At 42.7% G+C, this 18,727-nt stretch carries 17 protein-coding genes and 1 other annotated feature; of the genes, 15 read left to right on the top strand and 2 right to left on the bottom strand.

Features of this window, described 5'->3' with window-relative positions; all coding sequences use genetic code 11:
• Nucleotides 1-77 precede the first annotated feature (77 nt).
• Nucleotides 78-1,427, bottom strand: coding sequence for an aspartate kinase (locus tag EG2_RS13565; protein ID WP_003127329.1), 1,350 nt, complete (start codon nucleotides 1,425-1,427; stop codon nucleotides 78-80).
• A gap of 368 nt (nucleotides 1,428-1,795) precedes the next feature.
• Between EG2_RS13565 and ezrA the strand changes: the two genes are divergently transcribed.
• The 10 genes from ezrA (at nucleotide 1,796) to EG2_RS13515 (ending at nucleotide 13,854) form a co-directional block, all read left to right on the top strand.
• Nucleotides 1,796-3,517, top strand: coding sequence for a septation ring formation regulator EzrA (gene ezrA / locus EG2_RS13560; RefSeq protein WP_003127330.1), 1,722 nt, complete (start codon nucleotides 1,796-1,798; stop codon nucleotides 3,515-3,517).
• Nucleotides 3,518-3,667: 150 nt separating this feature from the next.
• Nucleotides 3,668-4,813: a cysteine desulfurase family protein gene (locus tag EG2_RS13555; RefSeq protein ID WP_005471603.1), complete on the top strand. Its 1,146-nt coding sequence runs from the start codon at nucleotides 3,668-3,670 to the stop codon at nucleotides 4,811-4,813.
• Nucleotides 4,814-4,858: 45 nt separating this feature from the next.
• Nucleotides 4,859-6,058, top strand: a complete 1,200-nt coding sequence (gene thiI, locus EG2_RS13550; protein WP_003127333.1) for a tRNA uracil 4-sulfurtransferase ThiI — start codon at nucleotides 4,859-4,861, stop codon at nucleotides 6,056-6,058.
• Between the two features lie 257 nt (nucleotides 6,059-6,315).
• Nucleotides 6,316-6,963, top strand: coding sequence for a redox-sensing transcriptional repressor Rex (locus EG2_RS13545; RefSeq protein WP_003127334.1), 648 nt, complete (start codon nucleotides 6,316-6,318; stop codon nucleotides 6,961-6,963).
• A gap of 72 nt (nucleotides 6,964-7,035) precedes the next feature.
• A complete protein-coding gene (gene tpx, locus EG2_RS13540) occupies nucleotides 7,036-7,530 on the top strand; it encodes a thiol peroxidase (protein ID WP_003127335.1) in 495 nt (164 codons plus the stop codon).
• 41 nt (nucleotides 7,531-7,571) lie between these two features.
• Nucleotides 7,572-7,798: a binding site (T-box leader), on the top strand.
• A gap of 84 nt (nucleotides 7,799-7,882) precedes the next feature.
• Nucleotides 7,883-10,522: a valine--tRNA ligase gene (locus tag EG2_RS13535; protein WP_060815107.1), complete on the top strand. Its 2,640-nt coding sequence runs from the start codon at nucleotides 7,883-7,885 to the stop codon at nucleotides 10,520-10,522.
• 255 nt (nucleotides 10,523-10,777) lie between these two features.
• Nucleotides 10,778-12,091, top strand: coding sequence for a bifunctional folylpolyglutamate synthase/dihydrofolate synthase (locus EG2_RS13530; RefSeq protein WP_005471605.1), 1,314 nt, complete (start codon nucleotides 10,778-10,780; stop codon nucleotides 12,089-12,091).
• Entirely contained in the window at nucleotides 12,084-12,758 is a 675-nt protein-coding gene (locus EG2_RS13525) for an HAD family hydrolase (RefSeq protein WP_060815106.1), read from the top strand. Before EG2_RS13530 ends, EG2_RS13525 begins: the two co-directional genes overlap by 8 nt.
• Nucleotides 12,759-12,823: 65 nt before the next feature.
• Nucleotides 12,824-13,504, top strand: coding sequence for a RadC family protein (radC, locus tag EG2_RS13520; RefSeq protein WP_003127339.1), 681 nt, complete (start codon nucleotides 12,824-12,826; stop codon nucleotides 13,502-13,504).
• Nucleotides 13,505-13,653: 149 nt separating this feature from the next.
• Nucleotides 13,654-13,854 (top strand): cold-shock protein, encoded by a 201-nt coding sequence (locus tag EG2_RS13515; protein ID WP_003127340.1) that lies wholly within the window; start codon nucleotides 13,654-13,656, stop codon nucleotides 13,852-13,854.
• A gap of 60 nt (nucleotides 13,855-13,914) precedes the next feature.
• Here EG2_RS13515 and EG2_RS13510 read toward each other — a convergent pair whose 3' ends face one another.
• The gene (locus EG2_RS13510) at nucleotides 13,915-14,250 is read right to left on the bottom strand and encodes a helix-turn-helix domain-containing protein (protein WP_060815105.1); all 336 of its coding nucleotides are present in this window, start codon (nucleotides 14,248-14,250) and stop codon (nucleotides 13,915-13,917) included.
• 158 nt (nucleotides 14,251-14,408) lie between these two features.
• Between EG2_RS13510 and EG2_RS13505 the strand changes: the two genes are divergently transcribed.
• From EG2_RS13505 to EG2_RS13485, 5 genes are read left to right on the top strand one after another with little or no spacing between them, the layout of a single operon-like run.
• Nucleotides 14,409-14,633 (top strand): helix-turn-helix transcriptional regulator, encoded by a 225-nt coding sequence (locus tag EG2_RS13505; RefSeq protein WP_003127343.1) that lies wholly within the window; start codon nucleotides 14,409-14,411, stop codon nucleotides 14,631-14,633.
• A 19-nt stretch (nucleotides 14,634-14,652) separates the two neighbouring features.
• Nucleotides 14,653-15,615 carry an ABC transporter permease gene (locus EG2_RS13500; protein ID WP_005471608.1) on the top strand — a complete coding sequence of 321 codons (963 nt, stop codon included), beginning with the start codon at nucleotides 14,653-14,655 and terminating at the stop codon, nucleotides 15,613-15,615.
• Between the two features lie 11 nt (nucleotides 15,616-15,626).
• Complete coding sequence (locus tag EG2_RS13495; RefSeq protein WP_003127345.1) at nucleotides 15,627-16,520, top strand: carbohydrate ABC transporter permease; 894 nt, start codon at nucleotides 15,627-15,629, stop codon at nucleotides 16,518-16,520.
• Between the two features lie 12 nt (nucleotides 16,521-16,532).
• On the top strand, nucleotides 16,533-17,135 hold the full coding sequence (locus tag EG2_RS13490) for a DUF624 domain-containing protein (RefSeq protein WP_003127346.1): 603 nt from the start codon (nucleotides 16,533-16,535) through the stop codon (nucleotides 17,133-17,135).
• 40 nt (nucleotides 17,136-17,175) lie between these two features.
• A complete protein-coding gene (locus tag EG2_RS13485; RefSeq protein WP_003127347.1) occupies nucleotides 17,176-18,717 on the top strand; it encodes an extracellular solute-binding protein in 1,542 nt (513 codons plus the stop codon).
• The last annotated feature ends 10 nt before the right edge of the window (nucleotides 18,718-18,727 follow it).

Below are 18,727 nucleotides of genomic sequence, written 5' to 3'. Positions count from 1 at the left end.
TCATTCGCAAGGGTCATCTTGTTTTTTTGTTCTAAGTGTATTTGAGGGGCGGCTTTGTTGGGAAAGGCCACTGACTATCAATCAAAAAAGGTATAATACAAAGTTCGAACAGCGGCTTTCTCTTGTTCTTTATGGATACCAAACATAATACTGACCTCGGAAGAACCTTGGTTGATCATTTCCAAGTTGATGTTCTTGCGGGCCAATGCAGCTGTGCTGTCTGCAGTGATCCCCACTCGTTGGCGCATCCCTTCGCCGACGACTACGACCATGGATAAGTCGTGGGTCATTCGTAATTCATCTGGATCGATCTCATAAGCGATCTTGCGCAGCAATTCTTCTTCCAACACCGGATTTAATTGATTGGCTCTCATAATGATCGAGATATCATCGATTCCGGACGGCATATGCTCATAGTTTAAATCAAATTCTTTGAAAATCTCAAGGACGCGTAAAGTAAAACCAACTTCTCGGTTCATCAAGTATTTACGGATGTAGATCATACAGAAGCCTTCATCACTAGCAACACCGACAACTGGTTGTGTCAAGTTGTTCCGTTGGTTGGTAATCATGGTTCCTGGATGTGTGGGATTATTCGTATTTTTGATAACGACGGGAATCTTTGCCCGATAAGAAGGCATCAACGCTTCATCGTGCAGCACCGTGAATCCGGCATACGAAAGTTCCCGCATTTCTCGATAAGTCAGTTCTTTGATGGGTTCTGGGTGATGGACATAACCTGGATGAGCCGAAAAAATACCATCGACGTCTGTAAAGTTCTCATAAAGCGTCGCGTTGACACCAGCAGCTACCAATGCACCAGAAATATCTGATCCGCCTCGAGAGAAAGTACAGATTTCTCCATCCTCCGTATACCCAAAAAATCCTGGGATCACTAAAATTTCTTCTGTTTCTGCCCAGGCATTGATTTTTGTGTAAGATGCTGGCAAGATCCGGGCGTTTTGGGGTTCATCAGTGACTAAGATCCCTAGCTCCTCTGGGTTTAAGTAACGTGCTGCTAGACCGGATGCTTGTAAAATTCCGGCAATCAAACGAGCGTTATTGTCTTCTCCACTAGCTAAGATCTTGTCATGAAAATGTGGGTCATCATTAGGCGACAATGTCAGAAACTGCTGTAAAGCACTTTGGATCTCTGCCAATAATTCAGGCGCCACTTGAAAAGGGGCAGCGATGGCAGCATAACGCGCATAAATTTCTGTTAATAAGGGACGGACATCTTTTGATGCAGCTAGTCCTTCACAAGTGGCTAATAAAAGATCAGTCACTTTGGTATCGTCTGCATGGCGTTTACCGGGGGCAGAAACAACAACAAAACGGCGTTGTGGATCTGCTTGGATAATATCAACTACTTTTTGCACTTGCTCGGCTGAAGCGAGCGAACTACCACCAAATTTTGCTACTTTCATCTTGCATTACTCCTGTTCAAGCTTTTTTCTAGAGTACAGTGTCAAAAGTGAGAAATCAAGGCATTTCTTAAAAAAGGCACCAAAAAACAGGAAAAAGCTTTTTTGATTTCGGCTTTTCCAAGGAAATTTAGAGAGAGCTTGTTAAAAAAAGAATGAAAAATTGGAGGAAGTCGCAAAAAAGTCAATCTTTTTTGCCGCAATTTAATGCTTGATTTTTTTCTTTATGCTATAATCTAGCGTAGATGCTTTTTTTGAAAAGGGACAAGTGGGTCCTTTTATTTGAGATACCTTACATACCCAAAAACGGATCTGTGAAAACGCGGATTTCATACGAAAAGTGTAGATTTGAAAATTGGAGGAACCATAAAATGGGAACTAATATCATCTTTGGAATCGTTATTGCCATTGTCGTCATCGCGGCGATCTTATATGCGATCGGTTACTTTATGCGAAAGAAAAATCAGGAGAAACTGGATGTCTTAGAGAAACGTAAAGAAAACCTGTTTGATCTGCCGGTCATTGAAGAAGTCGATGAAGTGAAAAAAATGCATTTGGTGGGTCAAAGCCAAAACACATTCCGAGAATGGAACCAGCAATGGACAGATATTTCCACCTCCTCATTTGCGGAACTGGAAAGCCAAATCTTTGAAGTCGAAGAGTTGAATGAACGGATTCGCTTTTTCAAAGCTAAAACAGCGATCGAACAAGCGGAAGCAACCATGGATGATATGGAACGTCAAGTCGAAGAGATTCGTGCCGGCTTGAAAGAACTTCGTGAAAGTGAAGAACGCAATTCCCTAGAAGTCCAAAAAGCATTGGATGTTTATGAAGATTTGAAGAAAAACTTGCGGGAGCATGGAGAGGAATTTGGTCCAGCTTATAACGAACTGCAAAAGCAAATCAAAAATATCGAGATTGAATTCACTCAATTTGTTACGCTGAATACTTCCGGTGATCCGGTCGAAGCTCGGGAAGTTTTAGAACAAGCAGAGCAACACACCTATGAAGTCGAAGATTTGATGAAACGAATCCCAGCTGCTTATGAAGAGCTGAATCGTACGTTCCCTGATCAATTAAAAGAAATCCAAGATGGATACAAAAAATTATTGGATCAAAAATACGTCTTTCCTGAAGCTAACTTCCAAGAAGATATCAACCGCGTGAAAAAACGGGTTGAAAATTCTATGAATGATTTAGCCAAAACAGAAGTTGCTTCTGTGGAGGTAGCTAATCGGGATACAGCTAGTGACATCGATGCTTTGTATACGGTAATGGAACGTGAAATCAATGCGAAGAAATATGTTCTTAAAAATCGTCAAGTGATTGTTGACTACATCGATCATGCGACGAAAAACAATCGTCAATTATTGATTGAGTTGGATCATACCGCTCAAAGCTATACATTGAATCATAATGAATTAGGTCGGGTTCGTGGCTTCCAAACAGAAGTCGATGAATTGGCTCGCCGCAACAATGAATACTTGCCGCAGTTGGAAAACCATGAGATCCCTTATTCAGAAGTACAAAGTTTTTATAAAGATGCTTACAAAATTTTAGATGATGTCGAAGCGCAACAAGTTGAAATCGATGAAGCGCTAAGTGATCTACGCCGTGGTGAAAAGGTCGCACAAGAGAAAGTAGAGAACTTCGAATTTCGTTTACGTAACCTCAAACGTTTTGTTGAGAAACAGCGTTTGCCAGGCTTACCAGGGGAATACTTAGAATTCTTCTTTGTCGCAACTGACCGAGTGGAAGAATTAGGCAAAGAATTGAATAAAATTCGGATCAACATGCAAGAAATCAATAAATTGGTTTCAGTTTGTGAAGAAGATTTAGACATGCTTGATGAACAAACGAAAGATTTAGTGGATGCAGCTGCATTGACAGAACAAATGATGCAATATGCAAACCGTTACCGTCATTCACATGCCGACATCAAAGCAGCGATTGATAAGAGTTTGTATCTGTTTACGAAAGAGTATCGTTATCAAGATGCATTAGATGAGATCGGGACAGCTTTGGAACGCGTCGAACCAGGTGCTTTCAAGCGGATCGAGAACTTCTATTTCAAGAATCGTGATTTAGTATAAAGCAAAAGCCAGCAGTGAAAAACTGTCTGGCTTTTTTAGTGAATTGGCGGATTCTCTACCGACAAATCGATCCAAGAAGAGGAACTTCTTGAAAGAGCAGGAAAGAGCAGTTATAATGGGAAAGAATTTTTCAAAGAAAGGGTCCTAGCATTGATTTATTTTGATAACAGCGCCACAACCGCAATTTATCCGCAAGCATTAGATACATATGTAAAAGTTAGTCAGCGTATTATCGGCAACCCTTCAAGTCTTCACGATCTTGGCAGTCAAGCCAGCCGTCTTTTGGAACAGTCTCGGGCGCAAATTGCTGAGCTGCTGCAAGTTTCTGCTTCAGAGATTTGGTTTACCAGTGGGGGGACGGAAGGAGACAATTGGGTCTTAAAAGGCACCGCGATCGCCAAAAAAGCTTATGGCAATCACTTGATTATTTCTGGCATCGAACATCCAGCGGTCAGTGAGACCGCAGAACAGTTGAAAGAACTAGGGTTTGACGTGAGTATCGCACCCGTTACTTCTACTGGATTTGTAGATGTCGCTGCTTTGCAGCAACTGATCCGAAAGGAAACGATTCTTGTTTCTGTGATGGCAGTCAACAACGAAATTGGTTCGATCCAGCCAATCAATCAAATCGCTGAAATTCTAGAAGCTCATCCTCGCATCCACTTCCATGTGGATGCTGTTCAAGCAATTGCGAAGGTTGATCAGCAGCAATGGTTGCCACAACGGGTAGACTTTGCCACATTTTCTGCCCACAAGTTTCATGGACCTAGGGGCGTCGGTTTTATTTATTGGAAAAAAGGCCGTAAGCTAACACCATTGATGACCGGTGGCGGGCAAGAACAAAATCAGCGCAGCGGGACTGAGAATTTACCGGCAATTGTTGCAATGGCTAAAGCGTTGCGACTAGCACTTGAACAAAAAGCTGCCCGGCCTAACCATGTGGGCTTATTGAAAAGTTACCTTTCAGAAGCATTATCTGAGTATGAGAAAGTGACGGTGTTTTCTGGAGCCGAACATTTTGCGCCGCATATTCTTTGTTTCTCATTGGAAGGGATCAGAGGAGAAGTGCTTGTCCATGCCTTTGAAGAAAAACAGATTTATCTCTCAACGACTAGTGCCTGCTCTTCCCGCAAGAAAATGGCTAGCAGCACATTGCATGCGATGCATGTCCCTAGTCGCTTAGCTACTTCAGCAGTTCGGGTCAGCTTGGATGAAAGTAATACGATGGCCGAAGTAGAACAATTTTTGATTGTATTTAATCAGCTTTATCAAAAGTTCTCAAAATTAAGCCAATAAGAGCATGTTGCGAACATACCAACGACAAACAAAGGAGTTTTACTCGTGAATTATACAGAGATCATGGTTCGCTACGGCGAATTATCAACCAAAGGAAAAAACCGCCGCAGTTTCATTATGCAGTTGGCGGAGAATGTGAAGCGAACACTTGCCGACTTTCCTAAAGTCAAAGTTCATGCAGAACGTGATCGGATGCATTTGCTTCTGAATGGGGAAGACAGTCAGGCAATTATATTGAAATTGCAAAAAGTGTTTGGGATTCAAAATTTTTCTCCCAGCATTCGGGTAGAAAAAGACGTCGAAGTGTTAAAAGAAGCCGTACAAACAGTGATGAGTGAAATCTATACAGGGACTGAGACCTTCAAAATCACTGCCAAACGCAGTGACCATCAATTCATCCAAGACAGTAATCAGTTGAATTTGACGTTAGGAAATGCTGTAATTGATCGCTTTCCAGAAATCAAAGTTCAAATGAAAAAGCCAGATATCAATCTACGGGTAGAGATCCGTATGGATGGAGCCTACCTTTCTTACGAGACGATCCAAGGAGCTGGTGGGTTACCGGTTGGAACGAGTGGGAAAGGGATGCTGATGCTTTCAGGCGGGATCGATTCCCCCGTTGCCGGTTATTTTGCGATGAAACGCGGGGTAGAGATCGAAGCGGTCCATTTTGCCAGCCCGCCTTATACTAGCGAACAGGCACTACAAAAAGCCAAAGATCTGACAAAGAAACTAACCCCTTATGTTGGCGGTATTCAGTTTATTGAAGTCCCATTCACTGAAGTTCAAGAAGAAATCAAGAAGCATGTGCCTCAAGGCTATTGGATGACGATCACTCGCCGGATGATGCTGCGACTCACAGATGCGATCCGTGAAGCTCGTCATGGATTGATTATTTTGAACGGAGAATCACTAGGCCAAGTGGCTTCACAAACATTGCAAAGTATGGTGGCGATCAATGAAGTAACGAATACGCCAATCATTCGTCCGGTGGCAACGATGGATAAATTAGAAATCATTGATGTAGCTCAAGAGATCGATACGTTTGAACTGGCGATCCAGCCATTTGAAGACTGCTGCACGATTTTTGCTCCGCCACAGCCTAAGACAAGACCGAAGTTGGAGAAAGTGCATTTATATGAAGAGCGCTTAGATATAGCAGGCATGATGGAGCGGGCATTAGCTGGGTTGAAAATCGAAGAGATCCAAGCTTCCGAAAAAGCAGAATTCGCTGATTTTCTTTGATCTTCACATCAGAAAAAATTTTGATATCAGGGGATAAAAACCAGCTGTTGACTGTTGGCAATTAAAGAAAAAAGATGGTTACAAAGGGTGTGCCCAAGTAGCCGTCTTTTTTCGTTTATGCTGGACCTGTGAGAGATTTCTCACAGTCGTTTGACTGGAATCTAGGAAGCATTAAAAGTTTGTGAAAATTGCTTGCTATTCAATGACGAGCATGCTAAACTCGGTATGTGAACTATTTAACAAGGAGGACGGAAACCATGGAAGCATTAAGAGAAAAAAAACTTCCTAAAGCAACAGCGAAACGTCTGCCTGCTTATTTAAGGCATTTAAAATTTTTGGATGCATCAGGTGTCCATCGAATCAAATCAAAAGAGTTTGCTGAGATCACACAAGTTCCTTCCGCAACGATTCGTCGGGACTTTTCCCACTTAGGGGAATTAGGACGAAGCGGGTATGGTTATGAAGTTCCTTACTTGATTGAAGTTTTTAGCCATATATTAGAAACGAACGAAGCAAAGAACATTGCATTAGTGGGCTTTGGCAATCTAGGTAAAGCTCTTGCAAATAACAACTTTCGCCGCAATGAGAATCTTTCGATCGTTGCTGTATTTGATAATGATCCGCAATTGATCGGTAAGACCATCGACGGTCACTATGTTTATGGAATGGATCAGCTAGCTGAGATCGTTCAGGAGAAAGGAATCACTGTAGCTATCTCGACAGTACCTAGTCAATATTCTCAGGCGGCAATCGATACGATCGTAGAATCTGGCATTACAGCGATTTTAAATTTTGCCCCTGATCGCGTCAATGTACCTAAAAATGTTCATATCCAATACATCGATCTGACGACAGAATTACAGACGTTGATCTTTTTTGACAATACCTATTCTCAGAAATCGTAGGTTTTGAGCAAAATCTTTTGGCTTTCGCGGGTTCTCTCCTATACTGGAGAAAACTGTAATAGGAGAGATGACATGCAAGTAACACGTAAAGGAACCATTTTTGAAGTACCAGGCATTCAGCCAAAAGTAGGGGATCAAGCCAAAGAATTTGAACTGAAAAGTTTAGATGACAAAGTTTATCGCTTGGCTGATTTCTTAGGTAAACCGACGATCTTAAGCATTGTTCCCGACATTGACACGCGGGTCTGTGCATTGCAGACGAAGCGCTTCAATGAAGAAGCAAGTAAGATTGATGAGGTTAATTTTGTGACAATCTCGAACAATACGAAAGAAGAACAAGCAAATTGGTGTGGACAAGAAGGGATCGATATGCTGATGCTGCATGATCCAGAAAATACGTTTGGAGAAACCTATCAAATTATGATCCCAGAGTTTGGACATTTTGCCCGCGCGATTTTTGTCTTAGATGAAAAAGGGGTGATCCGCTACGAAGAGATCGTGCCTGAAATCTCTCAAGAACCGGACTATCAATCGGCTTTGGCCGCTGCCAGATCAATCGCTGTTTGACTTTCAAAAAAGTTCATTGTAGAATGAACAAGATCAATTGAAAGAAGACGAGGATCAAGAGGAGTATCAGACGGACTGTTTTTACAGAGAGAAGACCAATTGGTGCAAGGTTTTCAGCAGGAATCTGAGAAGGTAGCTTGTGAGTCTTTGATTGGAACAGCAAGGAACACCTTGTTCAGTAGAATCAAACGCTTCGTGACCGTTAACTCACGCCCAAGAGGTAGAGAAATCTACAATTTAGGTGGTACCGCGTATTTACGTCCTAAAATGCTTCGGCATTTTAGGACTTTTTTTATTCCCAAAAGCCGAGCGGTCTTGAAGGAACTGATCAAAAAAAGTAGGAGGTAAAACAATGTCCGATAACTTATCAACAAAGTACAACCCGCAAGAAGTCGAAGCGGGACGCTACCAGGAATGGTTAGCCAAAGATCTATTCAAACCAAGTGGTGATCAAAAAGCCAAGCCTTATTCAATCGTTATTCCTCCGCCAAATGTTACTGGTAAACTACACTTAGGCCATGCGTGGGATACAACCCTTCAAGATATCATCATTCGCCAAAAACGGATGCAAGGGTTTGATACATTGTGGTTACCAGGTATGGATCACGCTGGAATTGCGACACAAGCAAAAGTCGAAGAAAAACTAAGAGAACAAGGGATCTCCCGCTATGACCTTGGTCGGGAAAAATTTGTCGACCAAGTGTGGGAATGGAAAGAAGAATATGCAGGCCATATTCGTGAGCAGTGGGCAAAGCTAGGATTGTCTCTTGACTATAGTCGAGAACGATTCACATTAGACGAGGGTCTGTCAGATGCTGTCCGTAAAGTCTTCGTAACTCTTTACGAAAAAGACTTGATCTATCGCGGCGAATATATCATCAACTGGGATCCGCAAGCACGTACGGCCTTATCTGATATTGAAGTCATCCATAAAGAGATCGAAGGAGCTTTTTACCACATGACTTATGAACTGGCAGATGGTTCTGGTACCGTAGAGATTGCCACCACTCGTCCAGAAACGATGCTAGGAGACACTGCGATCGCTGTCCATCCAGAGGATGAACGCTACCAAGAATTGATCGGCAAAAAGGTTATTTTGCCATTAGTTAATAAAGAGATCCCAATCATTGCGGATACTTACGTGGATCAAGAATTTGGAACCGGCGTAGTAAAAATCACCCCTGCCCATGATCCGAATGACTTTGAAGTCGGTAACCGCCATAACTTGCCACGGGTCAATGTTATGAACGATGACGGAACCATGAATGATTTAGCCGGTAAATATGCTGGCATGGATCGTTTTGCAGCTCGTAAAGCGATCGTCAAAGATTTGGAAGATATCGGACGTTTGTTAAAGATTGAAAAAATGATTCACAGTGTTGGCCATTCAGAACGAACCGGTGTCGTTGTTGAACCTCGTTTATCTACGCAATGGTTTGTCAAAATGGGGCCATTGGCTAAAGAAGCGATCGACAACCAATCGACGGATCAGGCAGTCGAGTTTTTCCCACCGCGCTTCAATCAAACTTTCTTGCGCTGGATGGAAAATATTCACGACTGGGTTATTTCCCGACAATTGTGGTGGGGACATCAAATTCCTGCTTGGTACCACAATGAAACTGGTGAAATGTATGTGGGCTTAGAAGCACCGGCAGATGCCGAAAACTGGACACAGGATCCTGATGTACTGGATACTTGGTTCAGCTCCGCATTATGGCCATTTTCAACCATGGGCTGGCCAGATGAAAATAGTGCTGATTATCAGCGTTATTTCCCAACCAACACGCTAGTCACAGGCTACGACATCATTGCTTTCTGGGTAAGCCGCATGATTTTCCAAAGCTTGGAATTCACAGGCAAACGTCCTTTTGAAAATGTGCTGATCCATGGACTGATTCGTGATGAACAGGGACGTAAAATGAGTAAGTCATTAGGGAACGGGATCGATCCGATGGAAGTCATCGAAAAATATGGCGCCGATGCATTGCGCTGGTTCTTATCAAATGGCTCTGCACCAGGACAAGATGTTCGCTTCAGCTATGAAAAAATGGATGCTGCTTGGAACTTCATCAACAAGATTTGGAATGCGTCCCGTTTTGTCTTGATGAATGTTGAAGGAATGACGGTGACAGATATTGATTTTTCTGGCGAGAAATCCGTAGCGGACCGTTGGATCTTAACTCGTTTAAATGAAACGATCGAGAAAGTGACTGAGTTGTTTGATCGTTTTGAATTCGGTGAAGCAGGTCGCCAGTTATACAACTTTATTTGGGATGACTTTTGTGACTGGTATATCGAAATGAGCAAAGAAACCTTATATGGTGAAAATGAAGCAGCTAAACAAGTCAATAAGAGCATTTTGGTTCATGTGTTGGATCAAATATTACGCTTGCTGCACCCAATCATGCCGTTTGTCACAGAAGAAATTTGGAGTAAACTGCCTCATACAGGCGATTCGCTTGTAGTAGCTGCTTATCCAGAAGTTCAGCCAGAGTGGTCGGATGAGAAAGCAGCACAAGGAATGGAAGTGTTAAAAGAGTTGATTCGTTCTGTCCGCAACATTCGGGCGGAAGTCAACACGCCGCTTTCTAAGCCAATTACATTGCTGATCCAAACCAACGATGTTGAGATCGAGAGCTTCCTGATCACCAACAAAAACTCTATCGAACGATTCTGCAATCCAGAAGAGCTAGTGATTTCCAATACACTGGAAGCACCGGAATTGGCGATGTCAGCTATCTTATCCGGAGCAACGATCTATTTGCCATTAGCCGGCTTGATCAATATCGAAGAAGAAATCAGCCGTTTAGAAAAAGAATTGGCGAAATTCAATCAAGAGGTCAAACGCGTGCAAGGGAAATTAGCAAACGAACGTTTCGTTGCCAATGCCCCTGAAGAAGTTGTGGCGCAAGAGCGAGCGAAAGAAGCCGATTATTTGGATAAACAAAAAGCAGTTCAAGAACGGATCGAGCAATTGCGTACGATTCAATAATCTATTTATTGAATCGAGGCAGCAAGCTAATCATCGATATTCCTATGGAACACTAGCTGTTGCAAATTACCGATCTAACTATTTACTCTCTAATTACCCGATCTCTAGCTACCCGATCTATAGAGGAAAGAATTCCTAACCGCTATAGATCGGGTAGTTTTCCTATCGATTTTTGTTGGGAACGCTCTGAGAGAAAGAGCAGTAGAATTAGGAAAAAAAGGGAAGATTTGCTAAAATGATTTTGAGGTGAAGAACATGACAAGTGAAGAAGCAATTGCATGGATCCACGGAAGAAAGACCTTCGGGATGCGTCCAGGATTGATGCGAGTAGAAGCATTGCTACAACGATTAGGCAATCCAGAAAAAAATCTGACATTGATCCATGTTGCCGGAACGAACGGCAAGGGTTCGACTGTCAGCTATTTACGAAGTCTTCTAGAAGAAAGTGGGCTGCAAGTTGGAACGTTCACATCGCCCCATATCGAGTCTTTCAATGAACGGATCGAGATTGATGGGCGTTTTATACCAGATGACTCGCTGATTGAATGGGTCGAAACACTTCAACCACTCGTCATGCAACTGGATCAGGAAGAAGAATTGACCGGAATCACCCAATTTGAGATTTTGACTGCACTGGCATTCGGCTACTTTGCCCAGCAACAAGTCGATGTGGCTATCATAGAAGTTGGCTTAGGCGGCCGTTTGGATAGTACAAATGTGATCACACCAATCTTGACGGCCATCACGACTATTGGAATGGACCATATGGATATGCTTGGTGACACGATTGAGGCCATTGCTGCCCATAAAGCCGGGATCATCAAACCCAAGGTGCCACTAGTGACTGGGAAGATCCCTGAAAGTGCGCTATCCGTAATCGACCTTGAAGCTGCAGAATCTGAGGCTCCTGTATCCCACTTGGGAGAAGACTATCGAGTCACGTATCATCGTCCGGATGAAATCTGGGGAGAGTGGTTCGATTTTGAGAATGACCGCGGAAAAATCAAAGGACTGAAAACGCCGATGATTGGTCGACACCAACCAGAAAACGCCGGTGTCGCTATTCAATTATATTATTTATTCTGTGAGTTAAAAAAACTGCCATTTTCGGAAAAAGTAGTCCGCAATGGCTTAAAGAAAGCTTATTGGCCCGCGCGAATGGAGAAAATCAGCAATGAACCGCTGATCATTATAGATGGTGCGCATAACACGCACGCCATGGAACGCTTGGTTGAGACAGTTAGAGAAGAATTCACCAACTATCGCATCCATATCTTGTTTTCAGCATTGGAGACAAAAAATGTCGATGAGATGCTGCAACAGCTGTTAACGATCCCGAAAGCTGAAATCTATTTGACCACATTTGATTTTCCAAAAGCGATCCATTTAAGTGATGATTACCAGCAATTGAATGAAGCGCGCATCTCGATCGTTTCACTATGGCAGTTTGGCTTAGCAGAATTATTAGAAAAAATGACCAATGAAGACTTGCTTCTGATCACTGGTTCGCTTTATTTTGTATCAGAAGTTCGGGAACTTTTGTTGGGAATGGGAGGAAGAAATGGCTGAATTATATGGTGTGATTTTTGATATGGACGGACTGATTTTTGATACGGAGCTTCTTTACTATCAGGCAACACAGATCGTGGCCGATCAGATGGAGATCCCCTATACAAAAGATGTCTATCTAGCATACGTTGGTGTTTCAGATGAAGAAGTCTGGGCGGCTTATCATGAACGATATGATGCGGCCTTCGGTCCAGAGACTGTTGATCGTTTCATCCAAGCCGCTTTTGATCAAACTCTGCTGCTCTTTGAGCAAGGTCAAGCAGCATTAAAACCGGGGGTCCATGACTTGCTGCGCTATTTGGATGAAAAAGGGATTCCGCGGATCCTTGCTTCTAGCAACCAACGACGAGTCATCGATACATTGCTGGATTCCGCAGGTCTGACGCAAGAATTTCCAGAAATCGTTTGTTTCGATGATGTTGTGCGGGCGAAACCGGATCCTGAAATTTTCGAAAAAGCCCATAATCGCTTAGGGGTTCCGAAAAATCAATTAGTCATTCTTGAAGATTCCGCTAACGGTATTCATGCTGCGCATGCAGCTGGCATTCCGGTGATCATGGTACCTGATCTGGTTGCTCCGACGTCAGTGATCGAAGAAAAAGTGCTGCATATCTTGCCTTCACTGGTAGAAGTGCCGGATTATTTTGAGCAGGCCTATACTTGGTAGTGTCGCATCAACCATGAACTCTTTTGCGTAGTTTTATTTTAGACTAACGCAAAGGAGTTTTTTTTATGAAAGACAATGGAATTCCTCAAAGTTCCTATCCTCGGGAACGACTATTGCATTATGGCGCTGAAGCTTTATCCAATCAAGAATTGTTAGCGATTCTTTTACGAACGGGTTCTCATCCTTTCAATGTCATCGAACTAGCTGGTCAGATCCTCAACGAGTTTGAAGACTTGTATGAGCTAAAGCACGTGACATTGGACGAACTGCAGGCCATTCGTGGGGTAGGCCAGATCAAAGCGATCGAACTCAAAGCTACCGTAGAACTTGGCGCCCGCATCCAACGAGCAGCACAGCCAAAATATGGCAGAGTTCATTCCAGTGTGGATATTGCCAATCAGATGATGGAGGAATTAAAAGATTACCAGCAAGAACATTTGCTGTGTCTCTACCTAAATACCAAAAATGAGATCATCCAAAAAAAGACGTTATTCATCGGCAGTCTCAATCAGTCGATTGCTCATCCTAGAGAAATTTATCACGGAGCAGTTCGTTGCTGTGCCGCCCGAGTGATCTGCGTGCACAATCATCCCAGCGGCAGTCCCCAACCTTCGCAGGCGGATATTACCTTTACCAAACGATTGATGAAGTGTGGGGAATTGATGGGTATCGACTTGCTGGACCACTTGATTATCGGTAATAATTCATATATCAGCTTGCGAGAAGAAGGACTCTGGGAAGGCTGATCGTCTACCTTGCAAAAAAATAGTAGCAAGTGTAAAATATTAGTGTAATTTTGTTTGCTGAATAGATGTTGAAACGCTTGTTACACCTCTATCGGACACGAGCAATGTTACACATAATTAAGTGCTTATGCACGAGGAGGTTTTTTATAATGGAACAAGGTACAGTTAAATGGTTCAATGCTGAAAAAGGATTTGGCTTCATTTCACGTGAAGACGGTACAGACGTATTTGTACATTTCTCAGCAATCCAAGGTGAAGGCTTCAAGACTTTAGAAGAAGGCCAAGCAGTGACTTTTGATGTTGAAGAATCAGATCGTGGACCTCAAGCAGTAAACGTAAACAAAGCGTAAGCTTATTTACAAGACTGCATTCATGGGATTAGTGAAGGCACAGTCAAAAAAGACCATCATTCAGATGGTCTTTTTTTTTTGCTCGCGTTCTTTGACAAAATCAATGAACGTGAGGATTTCTTTGATTCCTTCTTCTGAGATTGATTCATCGACATGGGAACTGATCAAGTCACTTTCTACTTTAGGATAGAGGTGTCTCTTATCAGATCGGCCTAAGAGATAGTCGGTCGACACACCAAATAGATCGGCTAACACTTGCAGCATGCTAAAGTCGGGCTCTCTTTTTCCTGATTCATAGGCAGTATAAGCTGGACGTGTGATCCCGATTTTGTCTGCCACTTCTTGCTGAGTTAACTTCTTTTCCAGACGTAATTTTTTTATGATTTGCGGAAACATAATGACACCTGCCTCTCTCGTGATAGTAACACACCGTTACTTAGAAAAAAAGAGTCGGTTGGTGTCTATTTGTTACTAAATGTCGTTGACAAGTGTCATAAGGAAACATATAATGAGTGTGTGTCGAAACGTTACATTCCGAAGAAGGAGGGAACTGTATGCGGGAGTGGCTCATTAGGCAACGTGAAAAAAATGGACTCACTCAGGATCAAGTAGCTAAGGAATCCGAAATTGAGCGAACATATTACAATATGATTGAACGAGGAAAACGCCGACCAAGTGTAGAAGTAGCGAAGCGGATCGGTAAAGTGCTCCAATTTGATTGGACGTATTTTTTTAGCATCGAAGGTAACATAACGACACAAAAAGACAAACCTAGTTAAATGGAGGAGGGGACTCAAGATGCCTGTAAAAGGTACAGTTGCAAAAAGCGGCTATCTGGGTAAAAACAAAAGAAATTTCCAGGATCTAAAAAAAGATTTAAAGAAACACAAGTGGCTCTACGTCATGCTGATCATTCCAGTTATTTTTGTCGTGATCTGGAATTATTGGCCAATGTATGGCGTGATTATCGCATTCAAAGATTATTCTCCCGCATTTGGGATCTTAGGTAGCCCTTGGGTGGGATTGAAGCACTTTGAGCGTTTTTTTGCTTCCTATTTTTTTCTCGAGATCATTGTTAATACCTTGCGCTTGAGTCTTTACAGTTTGTTGGTCAGTGTACCATTACCGATCATTTTGGCGTTATTATTCAATGAATTGAATCGGAAATGGTTCAAATCAACCGCTCAAACGATTTCATACATCCCAAATTTTATTTCGGTGGTTGTCGTGATCGGGATGGTTCAATTCTTTTTTTCAAGTCAAGATGGCATGATTAATATGTTGCTGAATACATTTGGGTTTCCATCGATCGATTTTCTCGGAAGTCCTAAATGGTTTCCGCATATCTATGTGTGGTCGGGTGTCTGGCAAGGTGTGGGGTGGGGAACGTTGATTTATACGGCAGCGATGTCCGGGATCTCTCCCGATCAATATGAAGCCGCTTACTTGGATGGTGCCTCTCGCTTGCAATGTATTCGTCATATCACGATTCCTTCCATCATGCCGACCATCGTGATCTCCACGATATTGGCGACAGGAAGCATTTTATCCGTGGGCTTTGAGAAGACTTTTCTCTTACAGAACGCTGCGAATCTCGCTTCCTCTGAGGTGCTTTCGACATATACCTATAAAATGGGGATCATAAATGGGGAGTATAGTTTCTCTGCTGCAGTCGGTCTTTTTAATAACGTGATTAATTTTATTGTTTTATTTATTGTTAATAAACTAGCACAAAAGACAAATGAATCGAGTCTTTGGTAGGAGGAAAACGAATGAAAGTATCAGCAACGAAAGGGGATAAACTGTTTAATACTATCAATATCTTACTGGTCAGTCTGATTGCCCTGATTATCTTATATCCGCTTATCTTTGTGGTCAATGCTTCCTTCAGTGATCCCACTAGGATCTATGAGGTCCCGTTGCTTTTGTATCCCCGTGGATTAAATGTTGAAGGGTACAAGGAAGTGCTCAAGAGCAGTGATATCTGGACGGGTTTTCGCAACGCAGTGATCTACACGGGTTTAGGGACAGTGATCAACTTAATCGTCACGACGATTGCTGCCTACCCATTGTCTCGTTCCGGCTTACGAGGCAAGCGTTTCTTTACTTTATTTTTTACGATTACAATGTTTTTTAGCGGAGGGTTGATCCCCACTTATTTAGTCAATCAGCAGTTAGGGATCGTTAACACACTTTGGGTCATGATCTTGCCTGGAGCGTTGGGTGTTTATAATATGATTTTGATGCGTACGTATTTCAGTCAAAATATTCCTAATGATTTGATTGAAAGCGCTTATATCGATGGTGCCAACGATTTATGGTTATTATGGAAAGTCGTCTTGCCTCTGGCTACCCCGATCATCGCAGTGATGGCAATGTTCTATGGTGTCGGTCGCTGGAATGCCTACTTTGACGCGTTGATTTATTTACAGGATCGTGCCAAGTATCCTCTGCAGATTATTCTGCGAGAAATACTGGTTCAGGGACAGTTTGGCCAAGATATGAACCAAATCATTGCCGGTAGTGCGGAATCCGAACTGCTTATGCTGAAAATGACCCTCAAATACAGCGTAGTGATCGTTTCAAGTCTGCCTGTGCTCCTATTTTATCCTGTGGTAGCCAAATACTTTGAAAAAGGCATCCTAGTAGGATCCATCAAGGGATGAGGAGGTGTTTCGATGCTAAAAGCGATCGCTGCATTTTGTGAATTAGTGTACGATATGATGCTTTTGAATGTGTATTGGTGGCGCTACATGCTTCTGGGCGGTGTGCTGTTTAGTCTGATACCGGCAACGATTACTGTCTACGATTGCATTCGAAAAAGGATTCTGCAGAAAAATGAAGCTCCTCTCAAAGAAATTTTTTCAGATCAATATCGGCACAACAAACAAAAAAATCGCTGGTTTCATGTTGCGGCTATTGTTCTGACTGGTTTTGTTATTGGGGTTCATCACACATTAGCGAGTGATTATCCCACCAATTTCTTGTTTGAGTTTACGATGCGGACGAATCTCCTGATTATTTTATTGCTGGCGATCACATTTTTCCCTGTGCATGCTTATTTTTCATTAGACAAAGTCCATCGTTGGTTACAGCCGTTACTGTTTGTGTTCATTTGTCCCGTTCAGCTGTTAATAAGTATGGGACTTCTTGGATTGGTTAGTCTTCTTTATTGTTACTATCCATTTTTAGGGATCTGTTTAGGGATCGGATTGCCTGCTTATGGGATAGGTTTCTTGTTTTTCAATAAATTTAACAAAATGAAAGGAGTCTATTTTTGATGTCGCCCGTTGTTCGATTGTATAAAAAGGAGAGAACTGTATGAAAAAAGGAGTGCTATTGTTTTTGTTGTCCTTCGTCTGGCTGTTGTCGGCTTGCCAATCTAGTCCAAGTGAAAAAGTAGCAGATGACGTAAAGTCGATTCATTTAATGAGGAATGATTTTACAGACGTGAGGCCGAAAAGCGAAGACCTGTGGATGTGGCAAGAGTACGAGAAGAAGTCTGGAGTCAAAGTACAGTGGGAAGAAGTAAAAGAGTTTGGGGAAAAGAAGAATTTGATTCTATCAGGAAAGCTGCCTGATGCCTTTTATCAGACCGGCTGGAGCAATGATGAGATCGTGAAATACGGACAGCAAGGATTGTTCATTCCATTAGAAGATCTGATTGCCGAACATGCACCGAATCTGCAAAAAATCTTAGATGAAAATCCGATTGTCAAAAAGACGTTAACAGCACCGGATGGTCATATGTACTCGCTGCCGTATATGTCTTTGGATCCAATGAGCGGCGGGCGAACGGTTCGACTGTATATCAATCAAAATTGGCTGGATGAATTGTCCTTGGATGTGCCTCGTACAACAGATGAACTGAAAGAGGTTCTAGCTGCTTTTGTAGCGAGCGGGGAAGGACGAGAAGGGTATTATATGCCAAGTGGCTGGTTAGCCGGCGGACTGGAAAAGGTCTTCATGGCTTCCTATGGATTGGGGACAGGCGGCAGACAGGCGATGGGGAATATGCTGTTTGTGGATGAAGCGGGGCAATTACAGTTGACCATCAACCATGAACGGATGCGGGAAGTCTGGATGTACCTAAGAGAGTTGTATGCAGAAGGATTAGTTGCAAAACAATCCTTTGCCGGCGTGGATGATGACAAATGGCGAGCGGATGCTGCCCAAGACAAAGTTGGTCTCTTCCAGTGGGTCGATCCTGATTTCATTGGCCCATTTGGACCAGAAACGTATACGCCGATCAATGTCATTGAAGGACCTTATGGCGACAAGACACTTTATACGGAACCGCCTGTTTCTGGTACTTCAGCATTTATCATTACGAAGGATGCAGCAGATCCAGGATTACTTCTTGAGTGGGTGGATTACTTCTATAGTCCTGAAGGGCAGATTTTTGCTTATTTAGGAGAAGAAGGAGTGACCTATGAAGTTGACGAAGATGGGCACATGGTCTATATTGACGAAATCTTAAACTATCAAAACGGGCCGCAACTCGGTGCTTTCCAGTGGGTCGATAATGTGTATGGAGGCTATTTCCCTTATGCGGAATTGGATCAAGAAATCAGAGATCGAGCGTTTGGCAAAGAACCGGCTGTCTATGATGATGTCAAAGAAGAATATATGCCGGAATACATGCTGCCGACATTTATGGCAACCGAAGCAGAAGCAGCAGAATTGTCAACGATCGTTACAGATATCTCAACCCATGTGGAACAATCGCGGGTAAAGTTCATTACAGGTGAATGGAATTTTGAAAAGGATTGGACCAACTATGTGCAGCAATTGGATCGTATCGGTGCTCAACGCTTATTGGAGATCCGTCGGCAACAATTTGAACGCTTTAATCAAGACTAACTTAAGGGCG

It is taken from the genome of Enterococcus gallinarum NBRC 100675, assembly GCF_001544275.1.
Taxonomy (GTDB): Bacteria; Bacillota; Bacilli; order Lactobacillales; family Enterococcaceae; genus Enterococcus_D; species Enterococcus_D gallinarum.
This window is presented reverse-complemented; position numbering and strand designations above follow the sequence as displayed.

Coding starts and splice junctions, on each gene's coding strand:
- EG2_RS13565 (WP_003127329.1), bottom strand. CDS start 1,427: ATGAAAGTAGCAAAATTTGGTGGTAGTTCGCTCGCTTCAGCCGAGCAA.
- ezrA (WP_003127330.1), top strand. CDS start 1,796: ATGGGAACTAATATCATCTTTGGAATCGTTATTGCCATTGTCGTCATC.
- EG2_RS13545 (WP_003127334.1), top strand. CDS start 6,316: ATGGAAGCATTAAGAGAAAAAAAACTTCCTAAAGCAACAGCGAAACGT.
- tpx (WP_003127335.1), top strand. CDS start 7,036: ATGCAAGTAACACGTAAAGGAACCATTTTTGAAGTACCAGGCATTCAG.
- EG2_RS13535 (WP_060815107.1), top strand. CDS start 7,883: ATGTCCGATAACTTATCAACAAAGTACAACCCGCAAGAAGTCGAAGCG.
- EG2_RS13530 (WP_005471605.1), top strand. CDS start 10,778: ATGACAAGTGAAGAAGCAATTGCATGGATCCACGGAAGAAAGACCTTC.
- EG2_RS13525 (WP_060815106.1), top strand. CDS start 12,084: ATGGCTGAATTATATGGTGTGATTTTTGATATGGACGGACTGATTTTT.
- radC (WP_003127339.1), top strand. CDS start 12,824: ATGAAAGACAATGGAATTCCTCAAAGTTCCTATCCTCGGGAACGACTA.
- EG2_RS13515 (WP_003127340.1), top strand. CDS start 13,654: ATGGAACAAGGTACAGTTAAATGGTTCAATGCTGAAAAAGGATTTGGC.
- EG2_RS13510 (WP_060815105.1), bottom strand. CDS start 14,250: ATGTTTCCGCAAATCATAAAAAAATTACGTCTGGAAAAGAAGTTAACT.
- EG2_RS13505 (WP_003127343.1), top strand. CDS start 14,409: ATGCGGGAGTGGCTCATTAGGCAACGTGAAAAAAATGGACTCACTCAG.
- EG2_RS13500 (WP_005471608.1), top strand. CDS start 14,653: ATGCCTGTAAAAGGTACAGTTGCAAAAAGCGGCTATCTGGGTAAAAAC.
- EG2_RS13495 (WP_003127345.1), top strand. CDS start 15,627: ATGAAAGTATCAGCAACGAAAGGGGATAAACTGTTTAATACTATCAAT.
- EG2_RS13490 (WP_003127346.1), top strand. CDS start 16,533: ATGCTAAAAGCGATCGCTGCATTTTGTGAATTAGTGTACGATATGATG.
- EG2_RS13485 (WP_003127347.1), top strand. CDS start 17,176: ATGAAAAAAGGAGTGCTATTGTTTTTGTTGTCCTTCGTCTGGCTGTTG.